A 24118-nucleotide genomic window follows, 5' to 3' on the forward strand; every position below is an offset into this window, starting at 1 on the left:
TGAGATAAAGCTTATTTTACTTCTACTTCGAAGTTCAATACGCCGCGAGCCAATACATGACCAAACATGTTAAAGCCTAAGAAAGCGGGCGTAGAATCTTCAGGAATATCCACTGTTTCAACATCTAATGCCCAAACAGTTAAGAAGTAGTGGTGTACACCATGTCCTTTGGGAGGAGCAGCACCGATATATTTTTTCGCACGTGCGTCATTTGGTAATTGGATCGCACCTGAAGGCAATTTTGAATTGTCTTTGTTACCAGCATCTTGTGGTAATTCATTGACTGAAGCAGGGATGTTAGAGACTGCCCAGTGCCAGAAACCTGAACCAGTTGGAGCATCAGGGTCATACAAAGTTACAACGAAGCTCTTTGTATCACTTGGTGCGCCTGACCAGCTAACTTCTGGAGAAATATCTTGTCCACCTTCGATACCGAAATCACCAGACATAAATTTTACATCTGAAAGTCCGCCATCAACAATATCTTTACTTGTGACATCAAAAGACGGCACATCTTGTAAACCTAAAAATGGGTTATTCATTGTACATCCTCCTATAAAAAACTAATGTTATGTTTCATTAACGATCACAGACTAAACCTTCCTGACAAAAAAGTAAATTAGGGAAATTATTTATACTTCCTTGCCTACACCAGCTCTAATTCAAAATCACTTAAAAAACCAGCTTCCCATGCTTCTTCTGATTTCAAATGAATCTGACCATAATCAACCAGCCACCCGTGAAAATTTTGGGCTTGTTGATTGGTAAAATCATTCGGCAGCTTAATCATGGCTTGCAGCTTTGAATAATTGAGCGTTTCCTCTAAACCTAACTGATTGAATATTCGCTGCGCATAACGATCGGCAATAAAAATAACTTTATTGAAGACAAATATCAGCAGCACATCCGCTGTTTCTTGACCGATCCCGCGAATGCTTAACAGTTCATCCCGAAGAGACGGTAAATCTTTTTGCTCGATAGCAGTGATGTCAAAATTGTAGGTTTCAAACCAAGCGAATATTTCCTTTAACGCTCGCGATTTATTTTTATAAAAACCGCTAGGACGAATCAATTCCTGCAGCTCCAGTATGTCGATAGCTGCAAGCTTCTCTGGAATAAAGCCGATAGCTTCTCTTATATTATCTAAAGAATAATCCACATTTTTCCAGTTGGTATTTTGAACTAAGATTGCCCCTACGACAATTTCCCAAGGGTTCTCCGTATCCCACCAGACACGATTGTCCATATTCGCTTCTAACCGTTCATACAATTTATCGATATTTTCGATCATCGCTACCCACTCCTCACAGACAAGCTTAACAAAAATAGTCAGTTCCATACATCAGAACGCTCACCTGTGGAATTCTTAATAGCAGCTTAAGCATTCCTCTTCTAATTGACCAGCGTAGCGCTGATTATAGGCTTCGCCCCAGTTATTCAGCATTTCAATGACCGGCTTCAAGGAGTAACCATAGTCAGTCACTCGATAAACCACCATTAACGGTTTTTCCTGAACAACTTCCCGTTCAACCAGTTCATCTGCTTCTAAATCTTTTAATTGTAATGAAAGCATGCGGCGGGTAATGCCCGGAATCATTCGTTGCAGTTCACTGTAGCGCAATTCACCATCAAAGATTAAATGGTACAGCAGTACGCTTTTCCAACGGCCCGAGATGATTTGCAAGGTGGATTCCACCGAACAGCCTTCCTTACAGTTGTATATTTTTCTTACCAAAGAATTTCGCCTCCCTGATAGGTATGGAGTTATCTTAGTCTCTTACTTACAAAAAGTAAACTATTTGCTCCTGGCTTCTAAAAAAGCTGATACAGCCCCCCTTTGCTGTAAAGCTACCAGGCTAGAATTTTGATAAAAATATGCCTCATTTTACTAAGCTTTCATCTAATAGTGAGAAAACTCATTCGGAAAATTCCGCGTCGTTACGCTTGATATGACTTACCTTCACACTCCTGAAGCTTAAATTTTCTTCGCTAAACATTACAAGAAAAAATTCGCGAGAGTTATTATTTTACAAATTACCGAAATGAGATTATATTGCTTCTCGTAAGTCAAATTTATTTCCTTTGCGTATCTGTAATCCTAATAAATAAAACTTGCTAAAAAAATTTTAGGAGAGATTTATTATGAGTATGAATGGTGCAGATTTAATTGTAGATACATTAATAAAGAATGGCGTCAAATATGTTTTCCAATTACCTGGTGGTAAACTTGGTCCTTTATTGATGGCTTTAAAGAACCGTGAAAATGAAATTGAAGTTGTGACTGTAAGACACGAGCAAAATGCGGGCTTTATGGCACAAGGGATTGGTCGCATCACAGGGAAACCTGGTGTAGTAATGACCACTTCTGGACCAGGTGCTTTGAACTTGGTGACAGCGTTAGCAACTGCAACCTCTGACGGTGATCCTGTTTTAGCAATTTCGGGACAAGTGCCTCAAGCAAAATTGTTAACACCTTATCCACAAAACCCTAATATCGCCGGAGTCATGAATGATTCAACTGTAACAAAATACGCAAAAGAAATTGAAGACACAAATGCTCTAGCTGATGAAGTAGCCAATGCCTACATCGCAAGTATTAATGGAAATCCTGGTGCTGTATTTATGGATGTTCCTGGTAATGTTTTGTTGGCTGAAACTGAAAAAGAAGGTCTTGAATTTACCACAATCGCAGATCAATTAACCAACACAATCAGTGATGAAACAACCATTTCGACAGCTGTAGACAAAATCAAACAAGCTAAACGCCCAGTAATTATCATTGGCGCTCGTGCAATGGATGAACTTGCTGCTGAAGCAATCCAAGCTTTTGTAAGAAAAACAGGTATTCCAGTTGTTGAAACTTTTGAAGCTACCGGCCTGTTGACTCGTGAATTTAACGAAAACTATGTTGGTCGTGTCGGTTTGTTTAACAATCTACCCGGCGATGAACTGGTTTACAACAGTGATTTAGTCGTTACTTTAGGTTTGAACTTGGTTGAATATTGGGCTTCTGTGTGGAATGCTGATAAGAAAACCGTGATTGACATTGATACAGTAGTGGATCACTTGGATGAAACATACATCCCTGACACACTAGTACTTGGTAACATTGCCAAAAACTTAAATAACATTACCAAAGCAATGTCTGAACAAGATGTTACCGATGAATGGAAAGCTGTGATTCGCACATTACAAGAAAAATTGATGGCGAAGAAACAAGTCCCTGAAACAACTTCTGATGATGCATTGCACCCATTAGAAATTGTCGATTCATTGCAAAAGGTCATCGACAAACATCCTGATACAACTGTCGTAATGGATGGTGGTAGCCACGAAGTTTGGATGGGTTCTTACCTAAATGTTTACCAACCTAAACATTTCTTAATGTCTGATGGTGAACAAACCTTAGGTGTCGGTCTTCCATGGGCAATCTCTGCTGCGTTCCTTCGTCCAGATGAAAAGATTTTGTCTTCTGGTGGTGACGGAAGCTTCATGTTCTCCTCACAAGAATTGGCTACAGTTGCTCACTACAACTTAAACATTGTTCAAGTAATCTGGGTTGATAAGGAATACAACATGGTTGAATTCCAACAAGAACTTGATTATAACGGACAAGAAGAAGGTGTCGATATTGACTACATCGGCTACAAAGAAATGGCCGAAAGCTACGGTATCAAAGCAACTCGCGTTCGTTCCAAAGAAGCATTGGATGCAGCCTTGGCTGAAGCTTACGCAACGGACAAACCAATGGTTATTGAAATGATTGAAGACAATGAACAAAACATTCACTTGCGGGATAAAGTTGAACTAAAGAAATACTAAAATAGAAAAATGCTGCTAACTAAAAATCTGTTAGCAGCATTTTTTTATATTTTTTGATAAAGTGATGCCCAATCTAGCGTTGGTGAGAGCTGATAGCCTTTGTTCCAAAGCGTCTTAATTGCATCATCTTCTATTCCTTCTAAACGAACTTTCCGCCGAATATTGTTCACCATCGTAGATAATTGTACTAGACGGGAATTTGATGGTTGTTCATTCCATAAATGTAAGCAAAGCTGCGGTCTGGTCATAAAATATCCTTCCTGTTCAAGCAAAGCACAGATAATCCGGTATTCGATTTTAGAAAATTTTACTTTCCCTGGTAAAGTTGTTTTAACTGCTGAAATACTAGTAAAGTAATTTTTGTTTGAACGAATGATTACATCCAATTCCTCCCGCAGCTTCTCAATTGTCGTATTTTGAGAGAGCCAGCCAGCAATTCCATTTTTTACCCATTCTTCCTTTTCATCTGGTGGAAGTGGGATATCGATTTTACGTATAATCAACTTGTTTTTACTTTTCATTGTTGAAAGTATGTCTAGAACATCTAGATCAGGGATTGTTTCACTTAATAAAAGAATATCGAAATAAGTAATCAGTTCAGCAGGTAATCCTTTTAGCGCACTTTTTGAACAATAAACTTCATGGCTCAAAACTTGTAACATACTTTGGAAGCTTTGTTCTGCGTAAACATTGTTCGTTAATACCAATATTTTTCCCATACTCACCTATCCCTTTACAAATATCCGTTCATTTCTAGTTACTCTTCTTCCTTATCGTTGCTAAGCTGTTTCAATAATGCCTTTTGTTGCTTGTTTTTTCGGATTAGATAAATAGCTGCTAAGGCAAACACCGCTACTAGAGCACCCAGAATAATAATCATTGTATAGTCTTCAGGTTCCACATCTGGGTCCGCTTCATTAAATTCTTCCGCTTGCTCACGTGTTACTGTGAATTCTTCATTGATTGGCCACTCGTTATTTCCGGAAGTGATTGCTCCAGTCAATACGTAGTCACCTGCTTCATACTGGCGACCTTGTAATGGAACAAATAGATCAAAAATCGTATTTGGCGCAAATTGCATATCTTCTTGATTCACCTTTGTTATTGACTCGTCTGACCCTGCACGCCTTACCTCAGCTTTAAAGGTTGCTTGATTAATGTATGTAGGAGAAATATTACGGGTCTTCAGCGAGATTGCATTTCGCGCATTTATTTGATTTGCTTCAGCACCTTCATAAACCACTTCAGGTGTTACTAATTTTTCATTGTTTCTCAACAATATAGCAATTTGATAGCCAAAAAGATTCTTTAAATTTGTTGATGTTTCGTCTGCAGCTACTTTATCACTTGTTTCACTAGTTTCATCTCTTTGGGATAAATAAATACCTCCTGCGATTACTCCATCTACTTCTTCAACAGGCATTTGAATCGTCATTTTTAAATCACGTTCCTCTTGGGGAGCTAAAAAAATTTCTTCGGCTTCTAATTGGATAATATCCTCAATATTTGTTTTCAGCGAATCATCATATATCCGCTCCTTGTTGTTAAAATTCGAGTATTCTACTACACCATTAAAATTTGTCATAGCAGAATTTATTTGCGGGATAATCGTCACATTTTCATCTGTATTATTTTTTAGAGCTACAGAAATTTCTTGTGCTTGTCCAGTAGGCATTAAGAGATCAAAATAGGTCACCTCTGGATTATATTGATTCTCCGGTATATTGGCTTTTACATCAAATTTCAATCCCTCGGCTGCTTCAGATACTGTCGAATTCACAAGTCCTAAAAAAAGTAACCCGATTGTAACAATAAAAATAGTCAACTTATTTCCTTGCATGCTCTGCCCTCACTTTTACTTTTCTCGTAAAAACTGGCTCAAACATTGACCTGAAAAACGGAAATGTTTGAGCCAGTTTTACTTTATTTTCCTGTTATACTCCTGGTGTATTAGAAGTCGTCCAAACAATTTCTGACGTGTACGTAGTATTTGTTTTCGGCGCATTTGCTGGTACCATCAAGCTGAATTTGCTTAAATCTAGACTAACATGTTTTGCATTTGTATCAGTAGTTCGTGCTGATAATACCGCAGTATCTGCTCCGACAGCAACGTCTAATTTACCAGAATTAAACCCATTAGCACCTCCGGCTTGTGTCATTGCTGTGGTTGGGTCACCATACATACTTAATACTGAACCCGTTAATACATTTGATCCATTCGCAAATTGTCCTGTTTGCTGAACATTTACTGTCCAACCATGTGTTGTTGCATTACGGTTATCTGTGACTTCAACTGTTCCAGTAGTTAAATTTGAAGCATTCGCATTTTCAGTATCAGTTCCATCATCAGTTGCATAGAAAGTTTGTGCGATATCATTACGAATTGCATGAGAACCGAAGTTCAAGTCATCTGGCAATTTAGCCCCATCGATAACTACACCACCCTCAGTGTACGTAATGGTTCCATTCGTGGTTTTCGTTGCAGTTGGGGCAGCACTTGCTGATTGCGCACCTATGCTAAGTGTTAATAATGAAATTCCCGCAACTCCGCATACATAACCTAATGTTCTTTTCTTCATAATTTTCTCTCCCTTATTTTTTTTTATAATAAAACATTAAATGTCTTACTAACTTAGTTAGATAAAGCATGATACAAAATGCAAGTACACCTAGACCTAAACCGACAGTGGACCATTTTAAAATACTTCCGGTTTGTGGAAGTCTACGATTATCTTTGGTTTCTCCTCTTGATATAGGCGATTGATCCGAGCCCTTAGAATCTTCATTCGTAATCGAAGTTGTCTCTTCCTCATAGAAACCAACATTACCAGTCATACTGTTTTTATTCTCTTCCGTTTCTTGAGCAGCGTACCCGACAGAGGTAACATTCAGAAGTACAAATATGCTTAAGAATAGGCAGGCAAACACTCTCGGCAGCCACTTTTTCATTTGTAATTCTCCTCTCCGCTGTTTAAGGTACATTAGACACTAACCACTCAATCTGAGTTGTGTATTCACTGGTATATTTTTTAGTTGCACCTGGCACTTTCAATACGAACTTTCTAATTGGCAATTCAACGATTCCTTTGCCTTGGCCATTGGTTGCTCTCAGCAATTCTTGCGATTGTCCCGGCGTCAAAGCAACTTCTTGATTACTCACCCCAGTTGGAGAACCACTAGTAATTTGACTAACATCTGGAATTCCGACATCAAGCACTAATTGTGTTCCTGCCAGCAATTGATTGTTCGTCGTTTTGAATTGTTCCTTTTGCTGGATTGTTAAACGCCACCCCTCTGTGGACAGACGTGTGTCTTTCACACCGATTATTCCGGTTGTCAAATCGGTGGCTGAAGCGTTCTCTGTATCATCTCCGCTGTTTGTTGCATAATAAACTTTATCTGCTCCATGTTGGATTTCGTGACTTCCAAATTTTATGTTGTCTGGTATTTGACTTGTCAGCAGCTCCAATTCTTCCACTACACTATCAGATTGCCATTGTGCCGTGAATACAACATCCGACTGCCCCATCGTATACGTAGCTGGTGAGCTTGGGAGAAACGGATTTTGATAGATTTGATGGTCTACACTGTTCAACCACCCAATAAAACGATGATCGGTTTTACTTAAATTACCCTGAGGTGCTACATTTACGGATTCCCCTTGCGTATAAAGAGTTGCATCTATTGGTACGTTGCCACCGTCCGCACCATTTGGTTCATAAGTAACTCGATACTGCTGTTCACGCCGGACAATCATATTGATTTCATGCAAAATTTGATCAGCATTTTGAACATTAGCTACGTCAGTAAAAATTCGTTCATCCGCCAAGTGACTCGTACGTTTAGCAGTTAGTTTTGCTTCCTCGTATTCCTGATCTTCTGTAAATAATTTATTCTGAGCAATTTGGCTAGTATTAATCACTACTGGTGCATTAGTATCCGTTCTTAGTGCTTCCCAATTGTAATTTCCATACTCCTCTACATTAAAATTATTCACGATTGAATAAGGTGTTGATGGTGTTGCATTAAATGGTGTTAATACTGGTGCTTCATAGTTTTCGATAATTTTTATTTTTTCCGGATAGCCATCGATATTAATCGCATGATCTTGAACATAAAAAGATGGATGATTTTCTTTGTCTGGCTGAATACTTTTCGAGGTTGCAATAATCAAAAAATCTTCATAGTAAGAATCCCAGGTTGTTTCATCATATTTTTCTGAATTTCTAACTTCGACATTGCTAACCAACCAAATTGGATATTGTTCTGCGGTTACATCAATCCTTGTTTCTCCAGGTGAGCTACTCGAGTCGAAGTATGTCTCAAGAGCCTTTATTTTTAATCCATACTCGCCACTATCGATTTTTGCAGAAACTCCTGAAAAAGTGATATACCCTTCACCTTCTAATGCTTCAAGTACCATTCCATTATTAACAGTGCTAATTGATAAACTACTGTTTCTGAAACTGTAGTTAGTGTGGTTTTTCCCATTGATACCGACATTTGCACCTAAAATTGTCAGTTCTATCCCTTCAATTTCTATCCCATTAGGATAATAGCTAGAACCAATATCAAACGCTGTATTTACTGCTGTATTTCCTGCAGTAATATTGACTGGTACTTTATAAATTCCCGCACCACTATATTGCATAAATGATAGTTTAATACCAGCTGGGGAATCTACTCCATTTCCTTCTGAAGCTTTTATGTCTATTCTAGAATCTTGATTGGTTCCAGCTTCAAGGCTACTAGACACCGAAAATTCACGTTCAGTTTTTACTCCTACTGAACGAGCGTCCACATTCATAGTTAGTAGCCCCTCAATATCTGTAAGAGGATGTTCAAGTGAGACGTTAAAGATGCTAGAATAAATACCATAATCGCCTTCAGCCTCAATTACCGCGTTTTTTTCACCTTTAATATGGATCCCTGATTCTACACCATCAAGGGTGTATATTCCGTAAGATCCATCAATATCAATCGGAGCTGTCCCTCTCAGATAAATATCATGGCCCTCATCTTGAATTCCTCCGACAGCCACTATACCTGCTGAAACAGGTGTTTTGTCAATTGGTTCAGTCCCTTCCGAGTTTAACAACCCTAAAATAGTCGTAAGCGTTCGATCTGACTCACCTGTTGAAGTTCCACTTATAGAGACTTTTGGTTTCGGCTGTTGATAAGAATAAACAAACATCGCTCCTGTTACTATCCCTTGTCCACTTGCAGCAGCTCCACTTATATTAATTTCTTGACTATTTTCATTTACAGAAATTTGTCCAGAAAAAATACCTGTACCATCTGCTGACTGCCCTTCAACTTTCCCCGAGGTCAATTCCATACCTCCAGGAGTCGTTTCTAGGCTCCCGTTATACTCACTAACATATCTCATGAGAATGCCAAAGCCAGCATTTGTTGATCCGCTTAGTTCAGAAGGATAATGATTCACATTATATGAAACGTTATGAGAATCATACATGTGCGCCTCTATTCCATTTGAGGTATTGGAAACTCCACTAATTTTTCCGCCATAGTTTGAAATGACTCCATCCGCAAATAAACCAATCCCACTTGAACTTGTACCGCTTAACTGAGCTTCAAAAAATTGCTCCTCTTCTTGCCCGTGACTATCTGCTACGCTTCTTGCAACTATCCCCATTTCTCCAGAAAAAATTCCGTACCCCTTATCGCCGGCTTTGGCAATCAATTCTGAACCTTTTAATTCATAATTGTAAAATATTGCTCCTGATCCTGTTGAACTTGTGCCTTCAGCGAGTATTCTCGTACCTGATTCCGCTTCATAAGCTCCATAGCTATCTTCAAGTTCAAGTTTTTTGTAAAATGCTACCATTTCTGTATAGTTTTCCCGTGCAGGCGGCTGTTCTTTGGTTATACTGATGCCTGCTTGGCTTGCTGCTGTATCCACATTACCAGTAACATTACGTGTTCCATTTCGAGTATAAATACCAATATTCGCCGAGCGGACTTTCAGATCTACCGGATTCCAAACAAGCTCTTCAAATTCACCAATAATTAGTTTAGTAACGTTAATCCCATAATCTAAGTCAGTCTGGATATCCAAAGCTGAATCACTCAAAATAGTTAGTTCACTGAACGTTCCATCAGCTACTCTAATTTGTTGGATTTTATTATTTCCCGAAGGATTACGTTCAGAATACAACCGGTTTAGTCCATATTCTTTTATATTAGCTATTTCAATAATCGTGTCAGCATCATATTCGCCCTCTTCTTTAACATCGGTTGCAGGGTTATAAATGTTTGAGACATAGTCTTCTGGGTTGTCCATTAATAAGTATTTTCCGTCGTTAGTTAAAACAATTCCTGTATCAACGATAGTTATCTTGTCAGCAGCCGCTCTAGTCAAGCCACGCGTTTTCTTTTCTGGTTCTTCAGTTGTCCTATCTGGTTCACTATTTGCAGGTACAAATGATGTGGACTCTTCGCTTTTCTCAGTGGTAGAAGTTGGCTTTTCTTCCTTTATTCCTGCGGATTGGTTATAATTAGGTAATTCATTTTCTACGACATTGCTTTGAATTGTTGACAACGAAGCATTTTCTGCTTGGGAACTAGACTCTGTCTCGGCAAAGGCAGAATTTTGAAAAAGTGGCATGCTAGAACCTGCTAGCATCCATAGACATAAAGTAATATTTAGTTTTTTGGTCACACTTGCCTTCTTAATCAAGTGCTGAACTTCTTTCTTCAAAAAATATACACCCCCTACTCTAGAGCAGCGACCGCCTATGCAACGCTGCTTTATCGTTCATATTGCTACTCAATTTTCTTTGAAGGAAGAAGTCCAAGAAAAAACTTATCTACTATTCATATAATGGGCTTAATTTCTGATTTTGACGGCGACAGTGACGGCTTAAAATTTTTAAAGACTGAAACAAGTGGGGAATAAAAAAAGCCTACCTAAAAAAGTAAGCGCTTGCATATTTCTGTTGCTGATTTTTTTCGGATATATCTCTTTTTTTTAAATTATTTACTCAATGCGTTAATCCACTTTTTCCTTTGTTCAATCGTTGAATCTACATAAATATCCAACGTCATTTTCGCAGACCGATGCCCTAATAATGCGCTAACTGTTGCCACATCTGCTCCTATTTCCAACAAGCGTGTCGCAAAGGTATGCCGTAATTGATGAAAGTGAATGTTACTTAGTTCCATGTTTTTCATGAATTTTTTGAACTGATAACTTAATGTTCTAGGTTCAATATAGTGCTGCTTCCTGCCAATAACATAGGGACTATTTTTAGCTATAGCTGCTTTTTTCAGTAAAGCAAAAAGAGTCGGATTAATTGGGATTACTCGTAGTGAGGATTCACTTTTAACTGATCCTTCGATAACTTTTGTTTTACATGAACCCCCTTTGATTGGAATTCTTTGTAATGTACGCTTGACTGCGATTTCTTTCGTTGAAAAATCAATGTCTTCCCATTTTAATGCGCATATTTCTCCGATCCGCATACCTGTATTTAATGCAATCATCACTGGTAACTCGACCTTTTTTTCTAAAAGAGAATGTTCAACTTTTTTTTGTTCCTTTTTAGGCAACGCAGCGACTTTATTTCTTGCTACTTTAGGCAATCTAAGACTATCGAATAAATTTTTTAACCAAGTCAGATCTACCGCTTCTCGGAGTGATCTTTTGAAAATTTGTAAGACTAAACGAATTGAAGAAATAGACAACTTTCTTTGCTTTAATTGCTTAATTAATAGTTGTATGTCTTCTTGGTTTAACTGTGCCAATTTTTTGTTTCCTAAATAAGGTATAACATAGTGTTCAAGTTTGTATTGATAACTAGCTTGAGTAGCTAGTTTTATGGGTTCACTTTCCAATTCTTTAAACCACTGGTTCAGCCATTCTTTCAAGGTGCCTTCGAATGAGTCTGCTCTTAAACTTTGATTTGCATAGAGTGCTTTATAGTATAATAATTTTTTTCTTAACTTTTTGAAAAAACGATCATATACATAGCCATATCGAATTTTCCCTTCTGGTGTTCGTCCTTTTATGTAGCGACCTTCCCAACGTCCATCTTTTCGTTTGTAAATATTTTCTCCTCTGCGAGCCATAAGTGATCTCTCTCCTTTTATATTTTGACGGCTTAATTGACGGCGAATAAAAAATAAACGATTATCCGCCTGCCATGTACTTTCATATTTTTTTAGACATAAAGCTCATTTTTCAAAAAAACTATCGATAAAAGAATATTTTTTAGAATTCTAATTGACAATCAAACTTTAATAAAATAGAATAATTATAAGAATGTGATATTTACATTTAAGAAAATGATCTTTTATCTAGCTATTTTCTGATTATCCAATGAGCAATCGTTCTTGTTTTTCTTCCTTCAAAGAAAATAGATGTCTAAACTAAAAAGTTAATATACTGGAGAATATAGATACTTTTGCCAACTAGTTACATCTAAAAGAAATAAATAATATAATAAACAAAAAAAATTTATCCAATCTCATCGAAACCTCTTACACATCTCAAAAAGCGACACATTCTATGTAATTAGTATATTAAACGCTTGAAAAAAATCAATTATTTTAAAAATGATAACTTTTTATCTATAAAAAAATGACTGTCCAGTTCATATTATTTTGTCTTGCTACCAATAAAGCCTTCAAAAAATCGACTCAACTTTGGATTAGGCTAATTGTTTTATATAGCCTAGTTTCCTAACATTATTTTAATAGCTTTTATAACGCTAAAAATACTACTTTCATTAGTATTCAAAAAACCGAAATCGACCATTGGTCAATTTCGGTTTTTGCTATAAAAGAAAACTATTGGCATTATCATTTCATAAAACTAATCCGGATAATAGCGATTCTTTTTTCCCTGATCGATTGCACATATGGCTAATTCGTGGTGCATCTCTTTACGAATTAACCAAAAGAAAAAGATAGTTGCAAGCAGACTCGAACTTAACATAATATGTTTCATAAAACCCTTCCTCTCTATTTGAATAAACAGATAGCAGCAATCGCGCTCGCTTACCACAAAAGTATAAACTAACTTAAGCTGTACTAAGATACATAAATTGCTTATGTACCTACTATAGATCGCAAAAATTACGCAACTACTAAGAATTCAAGGAGAAACCTAGAATATTAATAAATAAAAGCTTAATTTGATTAATAATTGAATAAGACAAAACTTTTCAGTCATCTTTTGAAAAGTTTTCGTGTACGGATCCTTGTAGCTATCATTGAATAATCATATATGAACTGATACCAAGTATTGCCAACTTGTAATGTTGCCAAAGTTAATCCAATACCAAGAGTCAGAACATGGGGTGCTGGACTAAGCAAATGCACTTTGAAAAAGACTTGTTAGCAATCCTCTAAAGAGACGATTACTAACAAGTCTTTTAGAATATAGTTTTAATCTAAAGATTTTTCTTTTGCATACTGTTACGAGCTTCTGATGATTTCTTGAAGAGAATCAGTATATCATCGTACGCCTGTTGGACATGATCCAGCCACTCTTTAGTAATGACACCTTCTAATTTCTTTTCTAGCTTACGAACACCTTCATCTAATGTTTCCGCATACACAACTGGTAACCAAGCACCTTCTTTTTGAATAAACTGATGCATTTGTTTTGCTTCTAATGACAAAGTATTGGGCAAATGAGTCAATCCAGTGAAGTCGCTAGGCTGACTTTTATAAGGGGTTACATAAACGAAATACCCGCCTTCAAAAGGATACCAACTCACTTCCAACTTCCATCCATAATTCTGAACAACTTTGTGAATATTTTTCATACTCGTACTTTGTTTGCACCTTTTCCGATGATCATTTTTTTATTATTAATTGTATTAAATTTAGCACGGTACAAACAACTTTCACCTCCTAAGCCCGTAATTTTAAAGGCAGCTTTTCTAGTTTAAAGTTAAATTTCAGAAAAGGAATGTATTGGATCATAATCGACTGAATATTCAAACATTTCAATTTGACTAATCATTAGATTTAGCTTCTATAAAAATCGTAACTAGTACGTGCTATACTTGTTAAAAATGATGTTTCAACAATCGCTCATTAGGAGGGAATAAACGATGAGTTTTTTTACAAGAATAACTGAGCTCAAAGATTTAACTACTAACGAAAAAGCTTTGGCAGACTACATATCAGCAAACCCTAAAAAGACACTTTCCTATAAGCCTAAAGAACTTGCTGCTGCCGCTTTTGTATCGGTGGCTACCGTTTATCGCTTAATTAATAAACTGGACCTCAATGGTATGGGTGAAATGAAATTAGAGCTAGCTTCCACCTTAAGGGATACTGAATCGTTTGAAGAAATTGACTATGACTACCCCATTTTAGAATCAGACACGCCTTTTCAAATTACAGAAAGTTTGGGTAGAACCTATCAACATACAATTGATGAGACTCTTCGCTTTTCCGATCCCGATATCTTAGCAACCGTGAGCCAAGTATTATTAAAAGCCAAAACTATTGATATCTATGCGGCTTCTGCCAATCTTTTCTTTGCCCAGAACTTTAAATTCCAAATGCAGGAAATCGGTATACTGGTCAATGTTCCTGAAGAGGATTACATTCAACGACTTTCTGCAGCTAACAGTACGCAAGACCATGCAGCAATTGTCGTATCGTACGGTGGTAGAGGACAAACACTTAATGCTGTCGTCAAAATCCTTTATGAGAATCAAGTACCCATTATTTTGATTACCTCTACTCAAGACAATCCTTTGGCAAAACATGCTACTTACAAGCTATTTATGGCGTCCATTGAAAATCATTATGATAAAGTCTCTTCGTTTTCCACTAGGATGTCGTTATTAATGTTGTTTGATACCTTATACGCTGTCTATTTCAATCACAACTATGAAAAAAATATCGACTTCAAACTCAAAAACTATCAAAAAATGAATAAGGAATTGAGATAATTTTTTCAGGTTTCTGCTTGTTCTCAGACTCTTTGAAAAACTTTTCTCAAAATAGATTTTTTCTATTATTTTCTTCTTTCTACTTGTTATACTTTTAGCAAAAAGGAGAACTACCCATGACGATTCAAGCAATTGTTCTAGATATCGATGGCACTTTACTAAATGATCAAAAAGAAATTACTCCTGCAACAAAGAGAGCCTTAATGCAGGCTCAAGAAAGAGGAATCACAGTGATTCTAGCTTCAGGTCGCCCAACAGCCAGTATGCTAGCTTTTGCAAAACAACTAGAAATGGAAAAATACAACGGTTTGCTTGTATCTTACAATGGTGCGAAGGTGATCGACTGCCAGACAAAGAACGAGCTATTCAACCAATCCATGACCTTAGAAGAAGGTAAAGCCGTACTTGAACATATGAAAAAATTTGACGTAAAAGTAATGATTGATAAAGATGACTATATGTATGTTAACAACGTATATGACTGTGATATTACTTATAAAGGAAGCAAGATCAACATCATTGAATACGAATCTCGCGGCGGCAATTATAAATTGTGCGAGATGGATGATCTAGCAGCTTTTTTAGACAGCGACATCAGTAAAATACTTACAGCTGGCGAACCCGACTATTTATTGGACAATCACCAGCATATGATGGCGCCATTTAAAGACTCATTAAATTGTGTCTTTACTGCTGATTTTTATTTTGAGTTCACTGCTCAAGGGATTGATAAAGCCAAAGCTTTAGATACTGTTTTAAGCCCCTTGGGTATTTCGGCAGAGAATGTTATTGCTTTTGGTGATGGACACAATGACATCTCATTAATCCATTATGCTGGAATTGGCGTTGCAATGGAAAATGCCGTACCAGAATTAAAAACTGCGGCAGATCAAATCACGCTATCCCATAATGAAGACGGGATCGCTCATGTTCTGAATCAACTTTTGTAGCCCCCCTATTAGAGTTATCGAAAGGAGTAATTAAATGTCTTTAAAAGAAGAGATTTTGAGTTACGCGTTTACTACCTTTAACACGACGGCTGACTATCTCTTTGAAAAGTTTCCTGAATATGCTGTTCTGCGTCATAAAAGAAACAACAAGTGGTATGGCTTGGTGATGTCGGTGAATTACAATCAGCTAGGCTTGAAAGGAACAGGGAAAGTAGACATTTTAGTGGCTAAGGCTCCACCAGAGTTAGTTGCTATGTTAAAACACCTGGATGGTTATCTCCCTGCTTATCATATGAACAAAGAGCACTGGGTAACAATTAAACTTGACGGAACCGTCGAAAAGAATAAGATCCTACAGTTGCTTCATGACAGCTTTCTGATGACCAGATAATTTCTAAAAAAAAGGCACGAGAATTTGAACAATTGCTCAGATTTTCGTGCCTTTTTTTCTATTTTTTCGGTGTACCGTACATTCTAGGTGTCACTTCAGATAATTTTGGTGCTTTCCCTTCCACTTTTGGCTCTTCGTGGTATTGGTACTCACCTTCGCCATCTAAAGCTTCACCTTTTGCCCATGGGCCTTTTTTACTTTCTTCACCCTCAGAGAAATTATAGAAATCATAGGCGATGTCCATTCTTTCTTTTTCCCGTGGGAACGTACTAGGGACTAAAATTGATCCTTCTTTTTCTTCTAGTTCTTTGACCGCACTTGCCCATAAATTTTGATGATAACTATCGCGAGCTAATAAGACTGCCAAAAGATCTTTTACGCCTTTATCATCAATCATTTCATAAATGCGAGCTACTTGCAGACGTCCTTGTGATTCTGCATTTAGATTGGCACGAAAATCAGCCAGCAAATTTCCACTAGCGATAATATACGCACCGCTCCAAGGATTGCCAACACTATCTGCCGGACGTGGTCCCAACCCAGCTACGATTGCCTGTTGCGGATTCATCCCAGCAATCATTGCTCCGATTGCTGGATCTTTTTTCATTGCTTCTTCTTGGTCTTCCACAGGTGCTCCTTCTAACAGACGAGCTACCATAGTTGCCAGCATTTCCACGTGTCCGATTTCTTCTGTAGCAATATCCATTAGCATGTCTTTATATTTCTCTTCGCCGCGACAGCTCCAACCTTGGAAAAGATATTGCATCGCTACACTCATTTCTCCATATTGCCCGCCAATTAATTCTTGTAAATATTTGGCAATCATGGGATTTGGTTTGTCGGGTTTTGCCTCAAACTGTAACTCTTTTTTATGCAAAAACATCCTAAAATTCCTCCTCTGAGTAATCGTGCTGATTTAATTTTGTACTAAGCTTATCTGTTTCTTCCAAATAAGAAGGAAACAATGGCTACTAAAATAACTGCACCAATAATCGATGGGACAATTGCCATTCCCGCTAGAGCAGGTCCCCATGTCCCAAATAAGGCTTGCCCTAACCACGCACCTACTAATCCAGCTACTACATTTGCGATGATGCCCATTGAAGCTCCTTTACTAGTGATAGCTCCGGCAATTGCTCCAATTACGCCACCTACTATTAATGACCAAATCATATTTATCACTCACTTTCTTCAATATAAAACACTACTTACAAATTCTAACAATTCATTAACTATTGAACTAACCCTGCAGTTGTACATTTGCCAGCAATAACTTCTGATCAGAAAAGTCCACTTGCTAAATTATTTACAAACCGGTTTTGTTTCATTTCTTATCAATTCATCACTTTTGATAACATGCATGCTTACTTACAGCTTAGACGCTTCCTTAAATTTTGGCAAAAAATCTGCTTTCTTTTGACTGCAAAATTATTTTTTTTCCTGAATAAAGCTTTTTTATAGTAGATTTTTTAACGCAACAAATAATGTTTATCTGGTTTTTTGATAAAATTAATCCAAAACACTTAAGCAAGGCACATAAAAAAACCCTGCTCAAATTGAGCAGGGGTTCGTTTGTACATACCATATTAAGCTATTAAAAAAACACATTTTACATTTTGACCTTATTTGCTTTTTTCATTATAAACACACTAATACCCAGCAATAGGAAGCCTAACCAAACAAAGAAACTATTTACATCGTTTCCGGTTTTCGGTAATTGTTTGTTAGTTGTCTGTACTTTTCCTACGTTTTGGTTAGTTTGATTCCTATTAGGACCTCCAATTGCTGATCCGTTTGGTCGGTTTGGTCCTCCTGCGGAACTTCCGCTAGGATAACCTGGTACTTGATCTTTGGAACTGTTATTTTCAACATCAGTACTTGAAGAATTACTTTTTTCTGGCTCACTTGAGCTTGTGGAAGAGGTACTGTTTTCCTCTGGCTTGCTTGTGCTTGTCGAAGAAGTGCTGCTTTCTTCTGGCTTGCTTGTGCTTGTCGAAGAGGTACTGTTTTCCTCTGGCTTGCTTGTGCTTGTCGAAGAGGTACTGTTTTCCTCTGGCTTGCTTGTGCTTGTCGAAGAAGTGCTGCTTTCTTCTGGCTTGCTTGTGCTTGTCGAAGAAGTGCTGCTTTCTTCTGGCTTGCTTGTGCTTGTCGAAGAAGTGCTGCTTTCTTCTGGCTTGCTTGTGCTTGTCGAAGAAGTGCTGCTTTCTTCTGGCTTGCTTGTGCTTGTCGAAGAAGTGCTGTTTTCCTCTGGCTTGCTTGTGCTTGTCGAAGAGGTACTGTTTTCCTCTGGCTTGCTTGTGCTTGTCGAAGAGGTACTGTTTTCCTCTGGCTTGCTTGTGCTTGTCGAAGAAGTGCTGCTTTCTTCTGGCTTGCTTGTGCTTGTCGAAGAAGTGCTGCTTTCTTCTGGCTTGCTTGTGCTTGTCGAAGAAGTGCTGCTTTCTTCTGGCTTGCTTGTGCTTGTGGAAGAGGTACTGCTTTCCTCTGGTTTGCTTGTGCTTGTTGAAGAAGTACTGCTTTCTTCTGGTTTGCTTGTGCTTGTCGAAGAAGTGCTGCTTTCCTCTGGCTTGCTTGTGCTTGTTGAAGAAGTGCTGCTTTCCTCTGGTTTGCTTGAACTTGTGGAAGAGGTACTGCTTTCCTCTGGCTTGCTTGTGCTTGTTGAAGAAGTGCTGCTTTCTTCTGGCTTGCTTGTGCTTGTGGAAGAGGTACTGCTTTCCTCTGGTTTGCTTGTGCTTGTTGAAGAAGTACTGCTTTCTTCTGGTTTGCTTGTGCTTGTCGAAGAAGTGCTGCTTTCCTCTGGTTTGCTTGAACTAGTGGAAGAGGTGCTGCTTTCCTCTGGTTTGCTTGTGCTTGTTGAAGAAGTACTACTTTCCTCTGGTTTGCTTGAGCTTGTTGAAGAAGTACTGCTTTCTTCCGGTTTGCTTGTGCTTGTGGAAGAAGTGCTGCTTTCCTCTGGTTTGCTTGAACTTGTGGAAGAGGTACTGCTTTCCTCTGGCTTGCTTGTGCTTGTTGAAGAAGTGCTGCTTTCTTCTGGCTTGCTTGTGCTTGTGGAAGAGGTACTGCTTTCCTCTGGTTTGCTTGTGCTTGTTGAAGAAGTACTGCTTTCTTCTGGTTTGCTTGTGCTTGTCGAAGAAGTGCTGCTTTCCTCTGGTTTGCTTGAACTAGTGGAAGAGGTGCTGCTTTCCTCTGGTTTGCTTGTGCTTGTTGAAGAAGTACTACTTTCCTCTGGTTTGCTTGAGCTTGTTGAAGAAGTACTGCTTTCTTCCGGTTTGCTTGTGCTTGTGGAAGAAGTGCTGCTTTCCTCTGGCTTGCTTGTGCTTGTGGAAGAAGTACTGCTTTCCTCTGGTTTGCTTGAACTTGTGGAAGAAGTGCTGCTTTCTTCTGGCTTGCTTGTGCTTGTGGAAGAGGTACTGCTTTCTTCTGGTTTGCTTGAGCTTGTGGAAGAAGTGCTGCTTTCCTCTGGCTTGCTTGAGCTAGTTGAAGAAGTGCTGCTTTCCTCTGGCTTGCTTGTGCTTGTTGAAGAAGTACTACTTTCCTCTGGCTTGCTTGTGCTTGTTGAAGAAGTACTACTTTCCTCTGGTTTGCTTGAGCTTGTGGAAGAAGTACTGCTTTCTTCTGGTTTGCTTGTGCTTGTGGAAGAAGTACTGCTTTCCTCTGGTTTGCTTGAACTTGTGGAAGAAGTGCTGCTTTCTTCTGGCTTGCTTGTGCTTGTGGAAGAGGTACTGCTTTCTTCTGGTTTGCTTGAGCTTGTGGAAGAAGTGCTGCTTTCCTCTGGCTTGCTTGAGCTAGTTGAAGAAGTGCTGCTTTCCTCTGGCTTGCTTGTGCTTGTTGAAGAAGTACTACTTTCCTCTGGCTTGCTTGTGCTTGTTGAAGAAGTACTACTTTCCTCTGGTTTGCTTGAGCTTGTGGAAGAAGTACTGCTTTCTTCTGGTTTGCTTGAACTTGTGGAAGAAGTGCTGCTTTCTTCCGGTTTGCTTGAACTTGTTGAAGAGGTACTGCTTTCTTCTGGTTTGCCTGAGCTTGTGGAAGAGGTACTACTCTCACTCGGTAACGGTGGTGTTTCACCACTATATTCATGGGCGCCGATATCTAGGTACCCATCTGACAAAATATTACCAAAATAATCACGTCCACCGTTGTCAGCAATACTGATCCCCTGATTAATTGCAGGTGAATTTTCTACTAACTGATAGCCGGAAACACTAGCTAATCCGATACCACCGTTACCAGGTGCTGCCATTACTTGTTTATCCACCAACTCTTCTTCTTTCACTGGTCGCTCATGCGGGGGTTGTTCAGGAAGACCATTGTTATTAATCGCTCCTGTTAATTCCACATTTGGATTTTTAACGATAATCGGATTTTCCTCGTTATTCGGTACATTGGTATACCCGTAATATAAATTATGGTCGTATTTGACTGTCGCGGTATGTGCTACCCCATAGTTAGCCGGTTGCCAGTATGGAGTCACATTATCTCCTTCATTATAGAAAATATTATTTTTCATTCTGACTTGTCCCGGTTCTTCTTGACTCATAACCGTTACATTTAGCCCCGGACCTGTATACATCGTATTATTGTAAACCTTTGCTACCTCTTCTTCGGAGATACCGTGTTCCTCTGGTTTAGGAGTGTAGTTTGGATCTAAATTATTGGATGCCAAGAACAGATGCTTGCGATCATTTTGACTGATATTGTAACGAACAACCGTATCGAAATTCTTGTTCGAACAAATCATCACAAATCCACCCTCATTATCATGGGTATAGTTATACTGATAGATAGTCCCGGTTCCTGAATCACTATCTAAGGCTTCACCATCATAATTATCGACTGTATTTGCAACTTCGTTAAATTGAAACGTTGGATAATAACATAACCAAGGCCAAATTCCCGCATTCACTTGCCAATATTCATTCTTAGGTATCTGACTTAAGCGAGGATCTTCGTGGCTTTTACTGGCTCCGTCTATCACATTGTACTGAATCAACGGTTTGTACGCATCAAAGGGAACGATGCCATCTCCGCCGGTATCCTTTACATAGTTGTTTTCAATCCGTACATTGGTATGACCATACTTTTGAATCATATCAGGTTCAATCGTGGTTGGTAAACTTTCGTCAGTCATCAGCCCTTCGTAAACGGTACACCCTACAGATATACCCGTTCGTGTAACGTCTTCTACATGACAATTGGTTACTGAAATATTGTCAAAGCGCGTAATTTCACCTTCTGTTGTACCTCCAACGGTAAAATAGATGCCTCCATTTCCAAAGTCTTTGGCTTGAGTACTGCCATTCACATCAGTTACTTTTAAATTATCTAAATGAATATTTTTAGTCAGTCCATTATTTTTGGCTAAAACGTACACACCAATCCGACCTTCCGGTGTTTTGGGCGTGCCCGCCTCAGGCATATCGTAATCCCCATGATTCGTAATTGCCAAATCTCGAATTGTCCAATTGCTGGCATTGTACAAGGTTACTGCCGAGTAATATTCCTTTCCCATGTCTTCCATTTGTTCGACATAGCCTTTGCCTTCACCATTTATCGTAGCTCTACCACCATTTTCCCCGTAACTTTCTAAAATAATCGAGGCATCCTCTGAACCTTCCCCGTTCACCTGGCCCTCTAAAAACAAAGTATCTGAAAAGACACTGTCTTCATGTAGACGAATGGTGTCGCCTGGTTGGAATTTTGTTTGTTCTAGTTTATCCAATGTTTTCCACGGACTACTCGGTGAAGTTCCGGGATTCTCATCATCGCCATTATTAGCATCAACGTAATAAACCATCCCCGCTGCATACACAGGTTGTTGAAACGGTCCGATAATTAGTGGAAAAAGTAATAACAATATCCCTACTATTGATAGTATTACCCTATTTTTCATATCCCCATCTTTACTCCTTTCGCTCAATTTTTGCTCCTTGCACCCATTTTGTTAATTGCGCTTGGTAGTAATCTTTTTCCAGCTGAATGCGGATACTTTCTTCCACGTCAGTTAAAGGCTGCAGCTCGCCTTCTTTGGTTTCCGTGCAGTAATAGACCCAATCTTTAGTTTCACTGCTGAAAATAGTACTCCATGATTTTGCAGACAGGTCCATTACACTGCCTAGCTCTTCGTTTCGATACTTAATCCAATCCCTCATCGTTGATTCGTTGATCGGCATTGCTTTGTAGGCAACCCCTTCGATTGAATCCAGTTGTTCTAAGTTCAATTCACTTTGCATTAATGTTTCCAAGGTTTCTTTTGGTGCTTGGATTTGGTAGATTTCTTTGGAATCGACACTTTTAAACTGCTCTTCATTTTCTTCGTAATAGTTTTTAACTGATTTATTAGTAATTTCTTTACGCATTGTTTCCTTCACTTTGTTAATGGTATTACTTAACGAGTAGGCGTAAAAAGTTTCTGGATCGTATTCTCTCAGTCCGTAAACTACTTCTTGATTTTTGATCTTTTCTTTGTTTTCTTTATTAATCGTTTCCAATTCTTTCATTAACGTTTTGTGATTATCAACGACTTCCAGCTTGAGCTTTTTCGCTTCTTGCAGCTGTACCTTGTCTTCAACAATCCGAGCTTGCAGCTCTTCTTCACTTAGCAGAGGATACATTTCCTGAAAAAAAGTGTATTCTTCTGTTGTTATAGCTTGTCCATTTACTTTTAAAACCCATTGTGGGCGAAAAAAAAGCAAACAGCCGATGATAAGGAAAGTACCGACAAAAATGCACTTTCCTTTTTTGCTCGTCATCCATTGTTTGAATTTTTTACTGTCTAGCTTGCTAAACATATTCTTCATTTTATTAAGTCTCCTGGGATCTTTACTTCATGCTTATCTATGATGCTTCCTTTTATTAGTTTCTTTAGAATAAATGAATTGTCTTTTATGCGCTTGACCCTAGTACGGGCAAACCGTAAATGTTTTTTATCCATAACGCCTAACGTGTAAACTTTTCCGTAAAGGAGTGGAAACTCGACTTTCCCCTCTTCATCAGAAACAGCCACTACTTTTTCTCCATCAAGGATGACTGGATTCTTTCCACGCTTACCTAACAGCTCAACAGTTATATTTTTCAGTGGTTGATTCTGCATATCTTTTAAATAGAAGGAAAGCTTGTACTTTCTTCGACCAATCATTCCTAAGCGAATAATTTGATGGATTGTATACAGGAGTCCTAGAATTCCTAAAACGATACCTGTAACAAGCAAAATAAAATTGCGTGTTTTATTCTTGTCCACTTTTTCTATTTCTTTTTTCATGCTTTCAACGTAAGGTATCCGATGACCTCTTACCAATAAGCGGTGAGAATTAATCCCATACGGTGTGCAGGTGAGAAGTGTGACGTAATCCATCCCGTCTACTATCAACAGGTCCTTCGTTTCGGTGGGCTCAATCACCTTCACTTGATCTACTTCATACGCATGTGTATCATTCAATACCTCAATGAAAAATTGATCCTTTACCTTCAGTTTAGATAAATCAGTAAACAGTTTAGCTTTTTTTAATCCCCGATGGGAAGATATGACCGAATGAGTGCTTGGTCCTCCCGTTAATGACGAGGTGCCATCAAGAATAGTTGCGCCTTTAGATAGAAAGAAATCATTGGTTATGTCATATACGGGTAGTTTTACATCGATCTCAGGAATAATAATCGTTCCTGCTGTATGTTCTTCCACGTAAGAAAGTGTCGGTTTAGCCTTTTTTTCTTTCTGGCGTCGTTCTTCTGAAAATGCTTCCCCATCTGCACCAGGATTATTTTCTTTGCGGGCTTTTTCATTACGAGCTTCCATTTCTTGTTGCAGCTTTTGGATCTCAGCTTCGTTTTTCTCAGAGGCTTCCCGCTGATACTTTTGCACTGTTCTTTGATCCAAGTAATCAACAATGCCTTGGCTGACGAAAGGATAGAGCAACAAGGAAAGACCAAAAAGAAAGACTAGCAGCATAATGATCCGCTGTATCATAACCGCCAGTGAATTAGGTTTCTTTTCTTTCTTTTTTTTAGAATTTGCCATCATATCTTTC

Annotated in this window: 21 protein-coding genes; 5 read left to right on the forward strand and 16 right to left on the reverse strand. The window is 38.4% G+C overall.

Annotation, left to right across the window (positions count from 1 at the left end; translation table 11 throughout):
* Window positions 1-11: 11 nt before the first annotated feature.
* The 3 genes from IGI42_RS07120 to IGI42_RS07130 form a co-directional block, all read right to left on the reverse strand.
* Window positions 12-542, reverse strand: a complete 531-nt coding sequence (locus tag IGI42_RS07120; protein WP_438715137.1) for a YbhB/YbcL family Raf kinase inhibitor-like protein — start codon at window positions 540-542, stop codon at window positions 12-14.
* Between the two features lie 104 nt (window positions 543-646).
* Window positions 647-1291, reverse strand: a complete 645-nt coding sequence (locus IGI42_RS07125) for an endonuclease III domain-containing protein (RefSeq protein ID WP_438715138.1) — start codon at window positions 1289-1291, stop codon at window positions 647-649.
* A 75-nt stretch (window positions 1292-1366) separates the two neighbouring features.
* Window positions 1367-1735: a winged helix-turn-helix transcriptional regulator gene (locus IGI42_RS07130; RefSeq protein ID WP_207674866.1), complete on the reverse strand. Its 369-nt coding sequence runs from the start codon at window positions 1733-1735 to the stop codon at window positions 1367-1369.
* A 407-nt stretch (window positions 1736-2142) separates the two neighbouring features.
* On the opposite strand from IGI42_RS07130, the gene alsS reads away from it, so the two are divergent.
* Entirely contained in the window at window positions 2143-3822 is a 1680-nt protein-coding gene (alsS, locus tag IGI42_RS07135; protein WP_438715139.1) for an acetolactate synthase AlsS, read from the forward strand.
* 44 nt (window positions 3823-3866) lie between these two features.
* Here the strand turns inward: alsS and IGI42_RS07140 are convergent, their stop codons facing one another.
* The 8 genes from IGI42_RS07140 to IGI42_RS07175 all read right to left on the reverse strand — a co-directional run bounded on the left by IGI42_RS07140 (window position 3867) and on the right by IGI42_RS07175 (window position 13568).
* Complete coding sequence (locus tag IGI42_RS07140) at window positions 3867-4541, reverse strand: winged helix-turn-helix domain-containing protein (protein WP_438715140.1); 675 nt, start codon at window positions 4539-4541, stop codon at window positions 3867-3869.
* A gap of 38 nt (window positions 4542-4579) precedes the next feature.
* A complete protein-coding gene (locus IGI42_RS07145) occupies window positions 4580-5569 on the reverse strand; it encodes a DUF916 and DUF3324 domain-containing protein (protein ID WP_438715142.1) in 990 nt (329 codons plus the stop codon).
* A gap of 187 nt (window positions 5570-5756) precedes the next feature.
* Window positions 5757-6401: a WxL domain-containing protein gene (locus IGI42_RS07150; RefSeq protein ID WP_438715143.1), complete on the reverse strand. Its 645-nt coding sequence runs from the start codon at window positions 6399-6401 to the stop codon at window positions 5757-5759.
* Window positions 6402-6414: 13 nt separating this feature from the next.
* Window positions 6415-6771 carry a hypothetical protein gene (locus IGI42_RS07155; RefSeq protein ID WP_438715144.1) on the reverse strand — a complete coding sequence of 119 codons (357 nt, stop codon included), beginning with the start codon at window positions 6769-6771 and terminating at the stop codon, window positions 6415-6417.
* Between the two features lie 22 nt (window positions 6772-6793).
* Window positions 6794-10543, reverse strand: coding sequence for a WxL domain-containing protein (locus IGI42_RS07160; RefSeq protein WP_438715145.1), 3750 nt, complete (start codon window positions 10541-10543; stop codon window positions 6794-6796).
* A gap of 275 nt (window positions 10544-10818) precedes the next feature.
* The gene (locus IGI42_RS07165) at window positions 10819-11913 is read right to left on the reverse strand and encodes a tyrosine-type recombinase/integrase (RefSeq protein WP_438715146.1); all 1095 of its coding nucleotides are present in this window, start codon (window positions 11911-11913) and stop codon (window positions 10819-10821) included.
* A gap of 745 nt (window positions 11914-12658) precedes the next feature.
* Window positions 12659-12793 carry a hypothetical protein gene (locus IGI42_RS07170; RefSeq protein ID WP_438715147.1) on the reverse strand — a complete coding sequence of 45 codons (135 nt, stop codon included), beginning with the start codon at window positions 12791-12793 and terminating at the stop codon, window positions 12659-12661.
* 445 nt (window positions 12794-13238) lie between these two features.
* Window positions 13239-13568 carry a hypothetical protein gene (locus IGI42_RS07175; protein ID WP_438715148.1) on the reverse strand — a complete coding sequence of 110 codons (330 nt, stop codon included), beginning with the start codon at window positions 13566-13568 and terminating at the stop codon, window positions 13239-13241.
* Between the two features lie 339 nt (window positions 13569-13907).
* On the opposite strand from IGI42_RS07175, the gene IGI42_RS07180 reads away from it, so the two are divergent.
* The 3 genes from IGI42_RS07180 (at window position 13908) to IGI42_RS07190 (ending at window position 16100) form a co-directional block, all read left to right on the forward strand.
* Window positions 13908-14759 carry a MurR/RpiR family transcriptional regulator gene (locus IGI42_RS07180; protein ID WP_438715149.1) on the forward strand — a complete coding sequence of 284 codons (852 nt, stop codon included), beginning with the start codon at window positions 13908-13910 and terminating at the stop codon, window positions 14757-14759.
* Between the two features lie 116 nt (window positions 14760-14875).
* Window positions 14876-15709, forward strand: coding sequence for a Cof-type HAD-IIB family hydrolase (locus IGI42_RS07185; protein ID WP_438715150.1), 834 nt, complete (start codon window positions 14876-14878; stop codon window positions 15707-15709).
* 34 nt (window positions 15710-15743) lie between these two features.
* Entirely contained in the window at window positions 15744-16100 is a 357-nt protein-coding gene (locus tag IGI42_RS07190) for an MmcQ/YjbR family DNA-binding protein (RefSeq protein ID WP_438715151.1), read from the forward strand.
* 58 nt (window positions 16101-16158) lie between these two features.
* On the opposite strand, the gene IGI42_RS07195 is transcribed toward IGI42_RS07190, so the two are convergent.
* The 3 genes from IGI42_RS07195 to IGI42_RS07205 all read right to left on the reverse strand — a co-directional run bounded on the left by IGI42_RS07195 (window position 16159) and on the right by IGI42_RS07205 (window position 17883).
* A complete protein-coding gene (locus IGI42_RS07195) occupies window positions 16159-16983 on the reverse strand; it encodes a manganese catalase family protein (RefSeq protein ID WP_438715152.1) in 825 nt (274 codons plus the stop codon).
* 50 nt (window positions 16984-17033) lie between these two features.
* Window positions 17034-17279: a GlsB/YeaQ/YmgE family stress response membrane protein gene (locus IGI42_RS07200; RefSeq protein ID WP_438717024.1), complete on the reverse strand. Its 246-nt coding sequence runs from the start codon at window positions 17277-17279 to the stop codon at window positions 17034-17036.
* A 430-nt stretch (window positions 17280-17709) separates the two neighbouring features.
* A complete protein-coding gene (locus tag IGI42_RS07205; protein WP_438717025.1) occupies window positions 17710-17883 on the reverse strand; it encodes an LPXTG cell wall anchor domain-containing protein in 174 nt (57 codons plus the stop codon).
* 67 nt (window positions 17884-17950) lie between these two features.
* Here IGI42_RS07205 and IGI42_RS07210 point away from each other — a divergent pair, with 67 nt between their 5' ends.
* Complete coding sequence (locus tag IGI42_RS07210; RefSeq protein WP_438717068.1) at window positions 17951-20221, forward strand: hypothetical protein; 2271 nt, start codon at window positions 17951-17953, stop codon at window positions 20219-20221.
* Window positions 20222-21997: 1776 nt separating this feature from the next.
* On the opposite strand, the gene IGI42_RS07215 is transcribed toward IGI42_RS07210, so the two are convergent.
* Both IGI42_RS07215 and IGI42_RS07220 read right to left on the reverse strand, forming a co-directional pair.
* Window positions 21998-22894, reverse strand: coding sequence for a hypothetical protein (locus IGI42_RS07215; protein ID WP_438715153.1), 897 nt, complete (start codon window positions 22892-22894; stop codon window positions 21998-22000).
* Window positions 22891-24108: a class C sortase gene (locus tag IGI42_RS07220; protein ID WP_438715154.1), complete on the reverse strand. Its 1218-nt coding sequence runs from the start codon at window positions 24106-24108 to the stop codon at window positions 22891-22893. The genes IGI42_RS07215 and IGI42_RS07220 overlap by 4 nt, the downstream gene beginning before the upstream one ends.
* Between the last annotated feature and the right edge of the window lie 10 nt (window positions 24109-24118).

It is taken from the genome of Enterococcus sp. AZ109 (genome assembly GCF_051714625.1).
Taxonomy (GTDB): domain Bacteria; phylum Bacillota; class Bacilli; order Lactobacillales; family Enterococcaceae; genus Enterococcus_A.